Genomic DNA, 12,781 nt, shown 5'->3' with positions numbered 1-12,781 from the left:
CGTATCCGTCACGTGACCAACAGGAGCTGCCATGAGCGCTGCGACCCCCGCTGGAGGACCCACGTCGGCGGGCCGCTCCTGGCCCGTCCTGCTGAACGGTCTGCTCGACGGCAAGGACCTCTCCGCCGACGACACCGCCTGGGCGATGGACCTGATCATGAGCGGCGAGGCGACCGACGCGCAGATCGCCGGGTTCATGGTGGCGCTGCGGGCCAAGGGCGAGACCGTCCAGGAGATCACCGGCCTCGTCCGCACCATGTACGCGCACGCCAATACGATCGAGGTGCCCGGCCCCGCCGTCGACATCGTCGGCACCGGCGGCGACGGAGCCAAGACCGTCAACATCTCCACGATGGCCTCGATCGTCGTCGCCGGCACCGGCACGAAGGTCGTCAAGCACGGCAACCGCGCCGCCTCCTCCGCCTCCGGCTCCTCCGACGTCCTGGAGAAGCTCGGCATCAACCTGAACCTCACCCCGCAACGGGTCGCCGAGGTCGCCGAGGAAGCCGGCATCACCATCTGCTTCGCCGTGAAGTTCCACCCCTCGCTGCGGCACGTCGCCGCGGCCCGCGGCCAGCTGGGCATCCGGACCACCTTCAACGTCCTGGGTCCGCTGACCAACCCGGCCAAGGTGAAGGCCCAGGCCGTCGGGGTCGCCGACCCGCGCATGGCGCCGATCGTCGCCGGCGTCCTCGCCGAGCGCGGCAACTCCGCCCTGGTCTTCCGCGGCGACGACGGCCTGGACGAGCTGACCACCACCGCCACCTCCCGGGTCTGGGTGGTCCGGGACGGCGGCGTCACCGAGGAGCGCTTCGACCCGCGGGACGTCGGCATCGAGCTCGTCCCCCTGGAGGCCCTGCGCGGCGCCGACGCCTCGTACAACGCCGACGTGGCCCGCCGGCTGCTCGCGGGGGAGACCGGGCCGGTACGGGACGCGGTGCTGCTCAACGCGGCGGCGGCGCTCACCGCCCTGGAGCCCGGCACGGGCACCCTGGCGGAGCGGCTGGGCGCGGGCATCGCCAAGGCGGCCGAGTCGATCGACTCCGGCGCGGCCCTTCGGTCCCTGGAGCGGTGGATCGCCGCCAGCAACGCCTGAGCGCGTGTGAACGGCGCATTGCGGCCCCGTCCCGGATGCCGGGACGGGGTTGCGGCGTCGTGATCGTCTGGCATAAGTTCGGGAACAGGTCACGAGTGACAGCGTTTTGGCCCCGGCTTGCTGTCCGGCAACCCTCCTTCCGTGGCGGGGTGCCCCGGGTGATGACCAGGCCGTAGGCAGCGAGGTCTACGGCAAGCGCGGATCCCTCGAACACCAGGGGTCCTGGTCAGTCGAGGAGCTTTTTCCGTGAGCAAGCGAATGCGATAGGGCGAGTCCGCCCCTTCTTCACCCTCGGAACAGGGTCCCTTCCGCGTACCCCCGCGTCCTCCGAGGCCTCACCCGTACCCCCCGCCGCATCCGGCCGCGTACGGGATCCACCGAAGCCATTCCGCACCGCCCGCCGGGAGATACCGCCATGTCCGCATACCCGAACGCCGCCGCCGTCACCGCCGACTCCGAGTCCGCCGACCCCTGCTGCGCCGCCCCGCTGCCGGTCCTCGGCCGGGACGTGACCGTCCCGCTCGTCACCGGCGGCGAGGTGACCTACGCGGCACTCGACTACGCGGCCAGCGCGCCGGCCCTCCAGCGGGTCTGGGACGACGTCGCCGCGTACGCCCCCTACTACGGCAGCGTCCACCGCGGCGCCGGTTACCTCTCCCAGCTCTCCACCGACCTCTTCGAGAACAGCCGCGCCACCGTCGCCGAGTTCCTCGACTGCCGCCCCGGCGACCAGGTCGTCTTCACCCGCTCCACCACCGACTCCCTCAACCTGCTCGCCCAGGTCCTCCCGGCGGACTGCCAGGTCTTCGTCTTCGAGACCGAGCACCACGCCTCGCTGCTGCCGTGGCGGGACGCCCGCGTCACCTACCTCAACGCGCCGCGCACCCCCGCCGAGGCCGTCGGGACCCTGGAGCGCGCCCTCGCCGACCGCGACCCCCACGGCCCGGCCCTGGTCTGCGTCACCGGCGCCTCCAACGTCACCGGCGAGCTGTGGCCGGTGCGGGAACTGGCCGCCGCCGCGCATGCGCACGGCGCCCGGATCGTGCTCGACGCCGCCCAGCTCGCCCCCCACCACCCGGTCTCCGTACGGGAGTCGGACGTGGACTGGGTCGCCTTCTCCGGGCACAAGCTGTACGCGCCCTTCGGCTCCGGCGTCCTCGCCGGCCGTGCCGACTGGCTGCAGGATTCCGAGCCCTACCTCGCGGGCGGTGGAGCGTCCCGCAAGGTAGCCCGTCGGGCCGACGGTGGTGTGGACGTGGAGTGGCACACCACCTCGGCCCGACATGAAGCCGGTTCGCCGAACGTCATCGGCGTCTACTCGATCGCCTCCGCCTGCAAGGCGCTCACCGAGGCCGGCTTCGACTCCCTCGTCGCCCGCGAGCAGCACCTGATCGCGAAGGTCCGCGAGGGCCTGGCCGAGGTGCCCGAGGTGCGCGTGCTCTCGCTCTTCGGCGACGACGCGCCCCGCGTGGGCGTCATCTCCTTCGTCGTGGAGGGCTGGAACAGCTCCCACTTCGCCGCCGCGCTCTCCGCCGAGTACGGCATCGGCGTCCGCGACGGCCTCTTCTGCGCCCACCCGCTGGTCCGCACCCTGCTCGGCAGCGACCCGCAGGACCCGGGCGAGTGCGGCGCGCCCGAGGCGGCCCCGGGGGAGCGGTCCCTGAACGCCATCCGGGTGAGCTTCGGCGCCGGCACGCCGGACGAGCACGTGGAGCGGTTCGTCGGCGCGGTGAAGGAGCTCGTCCGGGACGGCGCGCAGTGGAAGTACCGCACCGAGGACGGCCGCTGCGTCCCCGACCGCGGCTGATCACTCACTCGTACGGGTGAAGGGGGCCTCCCGATCGGGAGGCCCCCTTCCGTCGTGCCGGGTGCGCGGTGTCAGGACTCCAGGCCGATGGCGAAGGCCGCCTCCAGGTCGTGCTGGGAGTACGTCCGGAAGGCGACGTGCGTGTCGGTGGCCTCGACGCCGGGGATCTTGCTGATGCGGCCGGGGATCACGTCCGCCAGGTCGTCGTGGCGCGGCACCCGGACCATGGCGATCAGGTCGTACGTACCGGTGACCGAGAAGACCTCGCTGACGCTGTCGAGCGCGGCGATCGACTCGGCGATCTCGGGGATGCGGTCCACGCTGGTCTTGATGAGCACGATCGCGGTGATCACGGCTGGCTTTCTCCCTCGGTCGCCGCGGCTTGGGCTTTCACTCTATCCCCACCGCGGAAGCGCCCCCAGGCGTAGAGGAAGCCGACCGAGAAGCCCACCACATGGGCCAGATAGGCGACGCCGGGCCCCGCGCCCGCCGCCCGCGCGGCCAGCCACTGCAGCGTGAACCAGAAGATCAGCACGATCCAGGCCGGGAAGCGCAGCGGCAGGAAGAACAGGAAGGGGAAGAGACTGGTGACGCGGGAGCGCGGGAAGAGGAAGAGGAAGGCGCCGAGCACCGCCGAGATCGCCCCGGAGGCCCCGACCAGGGTCTGCTCGCTGTCGGCGTGCGCCACCGCGTACCCGCACAGGGCGACGTAGCCGGTGCCCAGGTAGAAGAGGCAGAACCCGACCGGGCCCATGCGTTCCTCGGCCATCGCCCCGAAGACGTACAGGAAGAGCATGTTGCCCAGCAGGTGGAGCCAGCTGCCGTGGACGAAGAGCGCGGTCAGCGGGGTGAGCAGGGCGCGCGGGGCGCCGCCCGTCAGCTCGGCGGGGATCACGCCCCAGCGGCGGAAGTAGGCGCCCTGGGCGGCCAGGAGCGCGTCGCCCGTGCCGTACACCGGATGGAGTCCGGCGACCGGGCTGCTCACGAAGAGGAGGCAGCAGGCGGCGATCAGCCCGTACGTCACCACGGGGCCGCCGCGGAGGCCCCGCCAGGCATTGAGGGCCCCGCCTCGCCAGTCGATCATGGACAGATCATGGCGTACCGGGGCCGAAGTGGACAGAGTGCCTCGCCGTGCCCCGTCCTCCCCGTGAGGCCGTAGGGTTACGGGCACCACCGACCGCAGTTCGACGGCGCACCGCGGCTCCCGTACCTGGTACCACGCAACAGGAAGAAGGACGGCACCGATGACGACGGTTCCCCTGCCGACCGACGAGACCCGCTGGCGCTGCACGCTCTGCGGGAATCTGACCCGCTTCGACGTGACCCGATCCTCCAAGGTCGTGGAGTACGTCCATCTGGACCTGGCCGGAGAGCCGACGGTCGAGGAGCGGCAGGTGGTGAGTGAGACCATCGAGTCGGTCCGCTGCCGCTGGTGCAACGCGGTGGACCAGATCGAACTGGTGGACAGGCCGGGCGCCGAGTCCTGAGGGACGGCGCGGACGACATAGGGGTGACGGATCGTGGAGCAGCCCGCGCACGGTGGTGAGCCGGCCGGCGCGGCAGGTGACGCTGCCGAGACGCTCGACCACCCACTGCCGGAAGGCGTACGGCGGCGGGTCGTCGCGCTGGTCGCGGACGCCTTCGGCGGGCTCACCGTCGCGGAGCTGCCCGCACCCCTGAGGCAGTACGCACGCTTCACCGCGAGCCGGCGGGCCAAGTTCGCCGGCAACGCGATGGCCGCGGCGCTCGACACCGATCCGCTCTTCCGGCAGCGGATCGGCGAACGGTTCAAGCAGGGCCAGCCCGAGCTGGCCGGAGCCGTGGAGTCCGGCACCCCGCCCGCGGCGGCCGACCCCGTGGACGTGGCGGCGGCCGCCTATGTGCTGCGCCCGCCCGGCTGGGTCAAGCTCGTCGCCGCCGCCGGCGAGGAGGCCCAGCGGGCCGACGCCGAGCGGGCCGACGAGGCCGGCCGGCGCGAGCTGGAACGGCTGCGCGAGGAGCTCGCCGCCGCCCGGGACCGCTCCCGGGGCGAGACCGAGCAGCTCCGGCACGACCTGGAGGCCGCCCGCAAGGAAGCGGAATCGCTTCACCGCAAGCTGCGCAGCGCCCAGAGCGACGTCAGACGCGGTGAGGCCGCGCTGCGCAAGGCGCAGGGCGAGATCGAGGCCGTGCGGGCCGAGTCGGCGGCGCAGGTCTCGGCCGCGGAGAGCGAGACGCGGCGGCTCAGGGCGCGGCTCGGCGAGGTCGAGGCCGCCCTGGAGGCGAGCCGCAGGAGCGCCCGCGAGGGCCGCTCGGTGGAGGACATGCGGCTGCGGCTGCTGCTCGACACGGTCCTCGACGCGGCCCAGGGGCTGCGCCGCGAACTCGCGCTGCCGCCCGTCTCGGTGCACCCGGCGGACACCGTGGACGCGGTGGAGCCGGGTCGGATGTCCCCGAAGGACATCGCGGCGCGGGCGCTCTCCGAGACGGACCCGGCGCTGCTCGACCAGCTGCTCGCGCTGCCGCAGGCGCATCTGGTCGTCGACGGCTACAACGTCACCAAGACCGGCTATCCGACGATGCCGCTGGAGAAGCAGCGGCTGCGGCTGCTCGGCGGGCTCTCGGCGCTCGCCGCCCGCTCGGGGGCCGAGGTCACCTGTGTCTTCGACGGGGCGGAGCTGGCGGCCCCGGTGCTGCTCGCGCCGCCGCGCGGGGTGCGGGTGCTGTTCTCCAAGCCCGGTGTCACGGCGGACGAGTTGATCCGGCAGCTGGTCCGGGCGGAGCCGCCGGGGCGGCCGGTCGTGGTGGTCTCCACCGACCGCGAGGTCGCCGACGGCGTCGCGAAGGCGGGGGCGCGGCCGGTGGCGTCCGCCTTGTTGCTCAAGCGGCTTTCGCGGCTCTCGTGAGGCATCGCAACTCCTGAGAGTTATGCCCGAATTATGGACGGCGCACCGTCAAGTGCCCATCACTGGCCGTGTGATGTATGTAAATAAAGTGGTGCGTGAGCGAGTTTTTTGCCAGCGGGATTTGAACTGATCACAACTTGGTCACTAGGGTCGGGGCTCGAACCTTCGCGCGGTTGATCACCCATCCGGGGTGACAGCGGAGGAACCGCCTGCCCCTGACCGGTTGGGCGGCTCGAGGAAGAAGGAGCTCGCCTTCGTGGCGTCCCACCGTCGACCCAAGCAGCCGAGCCGTACCCGCGTGACCGTGCTCACCGCGGCCGCGGCCGCGGCCGTCGCGCTCTCCGCCCAGTCCGGAGCGCAGGCGGCCCCCGCAAAGCCCAAGATCGACGAGGTCAAGTCGAAGGTCGACAAGCTGAACCACGAGGCCGAGGAGGCCACGGAGCAGTACAACCTCGCCGAGGAGCGGCGGGGCAAGCTGCAGAAGGAGATCAGCAACCTCCAGGACAAGGTGGCCCGCGGCCAGGAGGAGCTCAACACCCTGCGCGACCAGATCGGTTCGGTCGCCAGCGCCCAGTACCGCTCCGGCGGCATCGACCCGGCGCTCCAGCTCTTCCTCTCCGCCGACCCGGACACCTACCTCGACAAGGCGTCCGCGATCGACCAGCTGAGCGCCCAGCAGGCCGACGTGCTCACCTCGATCCAGGCCAAGCAGCGCACGCTCGCCCAGCAGCGGGCCGAGGCCACCTCGAAGCTGGCCGACCTCGAGGACGTCCGCAAGACCCTCGGCGCCAAGAAGCAGAAGTTCCAGAGCAAGCTGGCCGAGGCCCGCAGGCTCCTCAACACCCTCACCGCCGAAGAGCGCGCCAAGGTGCAGCAGCAGGAGCAGCGCGCCAGCCGCGCCGCCGGCGAGCGCGTCGACCTCGGCAACGAGGTCCCGGCCTCGCAGCGCGGCGCCGCCGCCCTCGCCGCCGCGGCCACCCAGATCGGCAAGCCGTACGCCTCGGGCATGGAAGGCCCCAACTCGTACGACTGCTCGGGTCTGACCCAGTGGGCCTACGGCCAGGCCGGCGTCGACCTCACCCGCACCACGTACACCCAGCAGAACGACGGCGTGAAGATCGGCCGCAGCCAGCTCAGGCCGGGCGACCTGGTCTTCTTCAACGGCCTGTCGCACGTGGGCCTGTACGCGGGCAACAACACGGTCCTGCACGCCCCCTACACGGGCGCCTTCGTCCGCTACGAGTCCATGAACACCATCGGTTCGTTCATGTTCGGCGTCCGCGTCGGCTGACCCGCCGCGACCCGCTCCGGCATGCCGCCCAATCGGGTGGTTCGCCGCGACCCGCACTGACCTGACGCCCCGCCGGTGACCTGTGTTCTCCGGCGGGGCGTCACTTTGCGTACCCGGCGCCTTCGTTGGACGAGGACTGATCAGCGGCTACTGTCTGCCGCGCCAGTCTGCGTCGAGCCGAACGGAGCGCGAATTCGTGGCGTCCCACCGTCGACCCGTGAGGGTCACCGTCCTCACCGCCGCCGCCGCGGCCACCGCGGCGGCGTCCCTCGGGGCCGTCCCCGCGAGCGCCGACCCCGGGCCCACGCCCGCGGCCACCCGCGCCACGGTCGACCGCCTCTTCGAGGAGGCCGAGAAGGCCACCGAGGGCTACAACCGGGCGGACGAGAAGGCGGACGCGCTGCGCCGGGCGGTCTCCCAGGCGCAGGACAGCCTCGCCCGCGGCCAGGAACGCATCAACCGCATGCGGGGCGCGCTCGGTTCGGTCGCCGGAGCCCAGTACCGCTCCGGCGGCATCGACCCCGCCCTCGCCCTGCTGCTCTCCTCCGACCCGGACACCTACCTGGACCGGGCCTCCGCCCTGGACCGGGTCACCGCCCGCCAGAGCGCCGCGCTCGCCGAACTCCGGCGCGAGCAGCGCCGCCTGGGCCAGCAGCGGACCGAGGCCCGCGCGGTCCTCGCCGAACTGGAGCGCAGCCGGGCCGAGGTCGCCCGCCACAAGCGCACCGTCGAGAAGAAGCTGGCCGAGGCCCGCCGGGTGCTCGCCTCCCTCACCGTCGAGCAGCGCGCCGACTACGACCGCGCCTCCCGCACCGGGGAGCGCGCCGGGAGCCCGGCCGAGGGGCCCGCCGCGGAGCTGCCGCCGCTCGCCGACCTCGGCCCCTCACGGGCCGCCGCCGCGGTGATCGCCGCCCGCAGCGCGATCGGCAGGCCGTACGTGTGGGGGGCGACCGGCCCCTCGGCCTTCGACTGCTCGGGCCTGATGGTCTGGTCGTACCGGCAGGCCGGGATCAGCCTGCCGCGCACCTCCTCGGCGCAGCGCTACGCGGGCCGGCAGGTGCCGCTCTCGCAGGCGCAGCCGGGCGACCTCGTCACGTACCGCGGCGACGCCAGCCACGTGGCGATCTACGCCGGCAACGGCCAGGTCATCCACGCCCCGTACCCGGGCGCGCGGGTCCGCTACGACCCGGTGAACATGATGTCCCACGTGACCGTCACCCGGGTCTGAGACCGCCCGCTTCCCCCGCTGCGTACGATCGGGGGCGTGGCGGGACGGCGGAGCGGAGTGGCACGCGGCGCGGCGGCGGGGCTGCTGGCCGCGGTGCTCGCCCTCGCCGGGTGCGCGGCCCCCGAGCCGTCCGGACCGGCGAGCGGGGAGATCCAGGGCCTGCTCGACCGGCACGCGCGGGCGCTGCTCGACCGCGACGAGGCCGGCTACCTCGCGGCCCTCGACCCCGCGCTCGCGCCGGCCGCGCGCACCGAGTTCGACCGGCTCGCGAAGATCCCGCTGGGCGGCTGGTACTACCGGGTCACCGACGTCGACCGGACCGGCGAGGGCCGGGCCACCGCCAGGGCCGAGCTCGGCTACCGGATCAAGGGCTACGACTCCGGGCCCGCCACCACCGAGCGGGTCCTCGACCTCGCCGAGCGGGACGGCCGCTGGTACGTGACCGGCGACCGCGCCGCCGACGGCGCCCCGCAGCAGCTGTGGCAGCAGGGCGAGGTCACGGCCGTGACCGGCCGGCGCAGCCTCGTCCTGGGCGTGGGGCAGAGCCGGGAGCGGCTGCGGGAGATCGCGACGGCGGCGGACCGGGCGGTGCCCGCCGTCGGTGACGCCTGGCGCGGGAACTGGGCGGGCCGGATCGTGGTCCTCGTCCCCGCCTCGATCGAGTCGATGGGCCGGCTCCTCGGCGGGCCGGCCGCCTCCTACCGGGGCATCGCGGCCGTCACCACCGGCCGGGCCGGCGGCGGCCCGACGGCGCCCGCGGACCGGGTGATCGTGAACCCGGACGCGTACGCGGTGCTCGGCGCGTTCGGCCGGCAGATGGTCCTCACCCACGAGACCACCCATGTCGCGACCCGCGTCCAGACCACCGCGGCCACCCCGGTCTGGCTCTCCGAGGGCTTCGCCGACTGGGTCGCCTACCGGGGCACCGACCGCACCGCCGCCCAGGCCGCCCCCGAGCTGCGCCGCGCGGTCCGGGCCGGGGAGCTCCCGGCGGAGCTGCCCGACGACGGGGCCTTCACCTTCGGCGGCGACGCGGAGGCGATGGCCCGGGCCTACGAGGGCGGGTGGCTGGCCTGCGAGCTGATCGCGGACCGCTGGGGCGAGGAGGAGCTGACCGCGTTCTACCGGGCGGTGGGCGCGCACCCGGCCCGGGAGGGCGCGGTGGAGAAGGCGCTCCGGGAGGTCCTGGACACCACGCCGGAGGAGTTCACCGCCGACTGGCGCGCGTACCTGCGCGAACGGCTCGGCTAGCTCTCCAGCAGCTCCAGGGCCTCCGCCAGCCAGGCCTTCTCCTCGTTGCCCGTCGCGCGGGCGATGCGGAGCATCCCTTGCCGGAAGAGGTCGGGCTCCCGCTCGACGCTGACCGCGGTCCCGTCCTCGTAGAAGAAGCTGGCGGGGGTGAGCAGGAACTCCTGGCGGCGGCGGAGGACGGCCGCCTGGTCCGCCCGGTCGGGGAGGTGCCCGAGGAAGGCGAGCAGGGTGAACCAGCGCTGGCCGTCGGTGATCTCGGCGTCCTTGGGTTCGCGCAGCCGGGCGAGGAGCTCTCGGCGGCCCTCGGGGGTGAGCGAGAGGGTCCGGCGCGGGGCCGCGCTCGCGCCCGGCTCCGTACGGCTGTCGACCAGGCCGCCCTTCATCAGGCGGGTGATGGCGGGGTAGAGGGCGCCGTCGCTGACCGGGCGGACGTGGCCGCTCAGGCCCTGGATGCGCTCCTTCAGCTCGTAGCCGTGCAGCGGCTTCTCGTACAGGAAGCCCAGGATCGACAGCTCCAGCACCGGGCACCTCTCCTTCGCGCTCGTCGGGGCCGCCGCGCTTGTCGGGGGCCGCTTCGCATGCTACCTCTTTTCGAGGTGCCTCTATTCGAGGTACATCGGAAAGAGGGGGTCCTCTCGTCATGTCCGCACACCGCCGCACACTCGTCCGGCTCGCCCGCCCGGTCTACTTCGAACTCCTCGCCGGGGTCGCCGCCGGCATCATCAACATGGTCTGGGTCGCCCGCCTCGGCGGGGACGCCGTCGCCGCCGTCGCCCTCGCCGGAAACGTCGAGAACCTCCTCCTCGGCGTCGTCCTCATGGCCGGCTCCGGCACCACCGTCCTCGTCGCCCGCGCCCGCGGCGCCGACGACCCCGGCGCCGTCCGCGCCGCCGTCCGCGGCGGCACCGCCCTCTGCGCCCTGCTCGTACTGCCCGTCGCCCTCGGCGGATACCTGCTGCGCGAACCGCTCGCGACCCTCCTGCTCGGCGGCTCCGGCCACCCCGCCCACGCCCTGGCCACCGCCTGTTTCGCGATCTCGCTCCCCGGCACGGCCGTCTTCTTCGCCACGAACGTGCTCGACGGAATCCTCAAGGGCGCCGGCGACACCCGCACCCCCATGCGGCTCGCCTTCCTCGCCAACGGACTGATCCTCGTCCTCGACCCGCTGCTCATCCACGCGTACGGAGTGCCGGGCGCCGCCCTCGCCACCGTCACCGGCCGGAGCGTCGCCCTCGCCGCGGGCCTCCTCGCCCTGCGCCGCGACCCGCTCCTCAGGGCCGCGCGGGCCGCCCGGGCGGCCCTGCCCACGGCCGCCGCGCTGCGCCGCACCGCCGCCACCGGACTGCCCATGTCCGTCGACTTCGTCGTCCGGATGGCCGGGGCCCTCGCCCTCGTCTCCGTCGTCGCCCGGCTCGGCGTCACCGAGATCGCCGCCTACGGCCTCGCCACCAAGGCCATGTACGTGGCGACCATGGCCTTCTACTCCGTCCGGCAGGCCGCCGCCATCCACAGCGCCCACCTCCTCGGCTCGGGCCTGGACGAGCGCCGGGCCGTCGGCCGGCAGGCCCTCCTCCTCGGCGGGACCCTCGGCGCGGGCGCCGCCGGGCTGCTGTTCCTCGGCGCGGGACCCGTCATGCGGGCCTTCGGCGCCGAGCCCGGGGTGGCGGCGGCGGGCGCGCTCTTCCTGCGCTGCCTCGGCCCCTACCTGCTGCTCATGGCCGGGTACATCGCGCTCGCCGGAGTCTTCGAGGGCACCGGGGCCAGCCCGTACCTCGCCCGGATCACCGTCGTGGGCGTCCTCGTCCAGCTCCCGCTCGCCCACGCCCTCTCAGGCGCCGGCCTTCCCGGGATCTGCCTGGCCATGGCCCTCGCCATGGGCGCCCAGTGCGCGGCCCTCGGCCTGCTGCACCGCCGCACCCTCGCCGCCGTCCCCCGGGAGTCTCAGCGCGAGCCGGACAGGGCCTTCTCGCGGTCCGGCTGAGTCGGCTGCGCGGGGATCTTCGCGCCGGCCGCCGCGAGACGCGGCTCCGTCACCGTGTGCCGCCACAGGATCCGGCAGGCGATCACGGTGGCGGCGATCAGCAGACCGTTCCGGGTGAACAGCACCGCCATGCCCAGCGGATCGCTCCGCGTCACGTGCGAGAACCACACCGGGAACTCGAACTGCGTCACCGCCGTCGCCCAGAGCACCAGGTGCGCGGGCCGCCGCATCCGGCTCGACCGGTAGGCCAGGCACACCGCGGCCAGACCGACCAGCCACAGCATGTACTGGGGGGAGAGCACCCGGCTCGTCGTCGTGAACAGCAGCACCGCGACGAAGGCCGCGTCCGCCACCGTCGACGAGCCGAAGTGCCGCGCCCGCAGCCGCCACACGAGCAGCCAGCCGAACGCGGCGATCGTGAGGACCAGCGCGGCCGTCGAGACCGTGGACACGTACGGGCCGAGGAACTCGATCGAGCCGTAGTTCATCCTCGCCTCGCCGTCCCAGCCGAAGTGCCGGACGACGTGGAAGACCATCGCGCCCAGCGACTCCACCTCCGTGCCCCGGTCGCGCTGGAAGCCCAGGAAGGCCAGCGCACCCGGCATCCACACCAGGCAGAACGCGAGCACCGCGGCCGCCGCACCCGCCGCCGTCGACCAGGAGCGGAGCGTCGCCCGCCCCTTCGGGGCGCCGGCGAGCAGCAGCACCGGCCACACCTTCAGGACCGCGCCGAAACCGGCCAGCGCCCCGAGCAGGCGCGGGCTGCGGCCCGCCGCGAGGAGTCCCGCCACCGCGACGGCGGTGACCATCACGTCGTACCGGGCGTACGCCGTCGGCCCGAGCAGCGGGACGCCCGCCAGCCAGAACCAGGCGCCCCGGAACGAGCGGCCGGGGCGGCGGCCCGTGTGCAGGAGCAGCCCGAAGACGAGCGCGTCGCAGAGGAAGGCGAGGACGAAGAAGGCGGACGCGTAGCCGAGGAACGGCAGCAGGGCGGGGGAGAGGATCGCGAACGCGGCGGCCGGCGGGTACTGCCAGGTGACGTCGTCCAGCGGGTACGTGCCCGTCCGCAGGACCTCGTACCAGCCCTGGTAGATGTTCGAGACGTCGAAGGTGACGTCCGGCCCGGGGATCACCACGACCTTGAAGACGCACAGCAGCAGAAGGACCCGGGACAGACCCCAGAGACCGAGCGGAAGCCGCAGACCCGTGCGTGACCCGTTCCCCGCCGCACCCGTCGTCACT

The 12,781-nt window shown here is 73.6% G+C and carries 12 protein-coding genes and 1 riboswitch; of the genes, 8 read left to right on the top strand and 4 right to left on the bottom strand.

What is annotated here, in order from left to right; all coding sequences use genetic code 11:
- Positions 1-31 precede the first annotated feature (31 nt).
- Entirely contained in the window at positions 32-1,096 is a 1,065-nt protein-coding gene (gene trpD / locus ACIGW4_RS30510; RefSeq protein WP_123451502.1) for an anthranilate phosphoribosyltransferase, read from the top strand.
- A gap of 87 nt (positions 1,097-1,183) precedes the next feature.
- A riboswitch (SAM riboswitch) is annotated at positions 1,184-1,300 on the top strand.
- A 211-nt stretch (positions 1,301-1,511) separates the two neighbouring features.
- The gene (locus tag ACIGW4_RS30505; RefSeq protein ID WP_398710894.1) at positions 1,512-2,903 is read left to right on the top strand and encodes an aminotransferase class V-fold PLP-dependent enzyme; all 1,392 of its coding nucleotides are present in this window, start codon (positions 1,512-1,514) and stop codon (positions 2,901-2,903) included.
- A 71-nt stretch (positions 2,904-2,974) separates the two neighbouring features.
- Here ACIGW4_RS30505 and ACIGW4_RS30500 read toward each other — a convergent pair whose 3' ends face one another.
- Both ACIGW4_RS30500 and ACIGW4_RS30495 read right to left on the bottom strand, forming a co-directional pair.
- Positions 2,975-3,256, bottom strand: coding sequence for an Lrp/AsnC family transcriptional regulator (locus ACIGW4_RS30500; RefSeq protein WP_017238849.1), 282 nt, complete (start codon positions 3,254-3,256; stop codon positions 2,975-2,977).
- Positions 3,253-3,987 (bottom strand): rhomboid family intramembrane serine protease, encoded by a 735-nt coding sequence (locus tag ACIGW4_RS30495; RefSeq protein WP_398710895.1) that lies wholly within the window; start codon positions 3,985-3,987, stop codon positions 3,253-3,255. Before ACIGW4_RS30495 ends, ACIGW4_RS30500 begins: the two co-directional genes overlap by 4 nt.
- A 160-nt stretch (positions 3,988-4,147) precedes the next feature.
- Between ACIGW4_RS30495 and ACIGW4_RS30490 the strand changes: the two genes are divergently transcribed.
- The 5 genes from ACIGW4_RS30490 (at position 4,148) to ACIGW4_RS30470 (ending at position 9,558) form a co-directional block, all read left to right on the top strand.
- Positions 4,148-4,390 carry a hypothetical protein gene (locus ACIGW4_RS30490; protein ID WP_123451498.1) on the top strand — a complete coding sequence of 81 codons (243 nt, stop codon included), beginning with the start codon at positions 4,148-4,150 and terminating at the stop codon, positions 4,388-4,390.
- Between the two features lie 33 nt (positions 4,391-4,423).
- On the top strand, positions 4,424-5,788 hold the full coding sequence (locus ACIGW4_RS30485; protein WP_359590203.1) for an NYN domain-containing protein: 1,365 nt from the start codon (positions 4,424-4,426) through the stop codon (positions 5,786-5,788).
- 256 nt (positions 5,789-6,044) lie between these two features.
- On the top strand, positions 6,045-7,079 hold the full coding sequence (locus tag ACIGW4_RS30480) for a C40 family peptidase (RefSeq protein ID WP_123457273.1): 1,035 nt from the start codon (positions 6,045-6,047) through the stop codon (positions 7,077-7,079).
- A gap of 196 nt (positions 7,080-7,275) precedes the next feature.
- Complete coding sequence (locus ACIGW4_RS30475) at positions 7,276-8,307, top strand: C40 family peptidase (protein ID WP_123451494.1); 1,032 nt, start codon at positions 7,276-7,278, stop codon at positions 8,305-8,307.
- A gap of 36 nt (positions 8,308-8,343) precedes the next feature.
- Positions 8,344-9,558 (top strand): hypothetical protein, encoded by a 1,215-nt coding sequence (locus ACIGW4_RS30470; RefSeq protein WP_399584182.1) that lies wholly within the window; start codon positions 8,344-8,346, stop codon positions 9,556-9,558.
- Here ACIGW4_RS30470 and ACIGW4_RS30465 read toward each other — a convergent pair.
- Positions 9,555-10,079: a PadR family transcriptional regulator gene (locus ACIGW4_RS30465; RefSeq protein WP_399584181.1), complete on the bottom strand. Its 525-nt coding sequence runs from the start codon at positions 10,077-10,079 to the stop codon at positions 9,555-9,557. The two genes, ACIGW4_RS30470 and ACIGW4_RS30465, sit on opposite strands and share 4 nt — an antisense overlap.
- A 119-nt stretch (positions 10,080-10,198) precedes the next feature.
- On the opposite strand from ACIGW4_RS30465, the gene ACIGW4_RS30460 reads away from it, so the two are divergent.
- Complete coding sequence (locus ACIGW4_RS30460; protein ID WP_399584179.1) at positions 10,199-11,539, top strand: MATE family efflux transporter; 1,341 nt, start codon at positions 10,199-10,201, stop codon at positions 11,537-11,539.
- Here ACIGW4_RS30460 and ACIGW4_RS30455 read toward each other — a convergent pair.
- Positions 11,500-12,780, bottom strand: coding sequence for a glycosyltransferase 87 family protein (locus ACIGW4_RS30455; protein ID WP_399584176.1), 1,281 nt, complete (start codon positions 12,778-12,780; stop codon positions 11,500-11,502). The genes ACIGW4_RS30460 and ACIGW4_RS30455 overlap by 40 nt on opposite strands.
- Position 12,781: the final 1 nt, after the last annotated feature.

The organism is Streptomyces sp. NPDC053513 (genome assembly GCF_044544765.1).
GTDB classification, from domain to species: domain Bacteria; phylum Actinomycetota; class Actinomycetes; order Streptomycetales; family Streptomycetaceae; genus Streptomyces; species Streptomyces litmocidini.
Note: the sequence above shows the minus strand (reverse complement) of the source record. Positions and strands in the feature narration are given on the sequence as shown.

Bases quoted from the DNA above. Each gene is read 5' to 3' on its own strand.
- trpD (WP_123451502.1), top strand. From the start codon at position 32: ATGAGCGCTGCGACCCCCGCTGGAGGACCCACGTCGGCGGGCCGCTCC.
- ACIGW4_RS30505 (WP_398710894.1), top strand. From the start codon at position 1,512: ATGTCCGCATACCCGAACGCCGCCGCCGTCACCGCCGACTCCGAGTCC.
- ACIGW4_RS30495 (WP_398710895.1), bottom strand. From the start codon at position 3,987: ATGATCGACTGGCGAGGCGGGGCCCTCAATGCCTGGCGGGGCCTCCGC.
- ACIGW4_RS30490 (WP_123451498.1), top strand. From the start codon at position 4,148: ATGACGACGGTTCCCCTGCCGACCGACGAGACCCGCTGGCGCTGCACG.
- ACIGW4_RS30460 (WP_399584179.1), top strand. From the start codon at position 10,199: ATGTCCGCACACCGCCGCACACTCGTCCGGCTCGCCCGCCCGGTCTAC.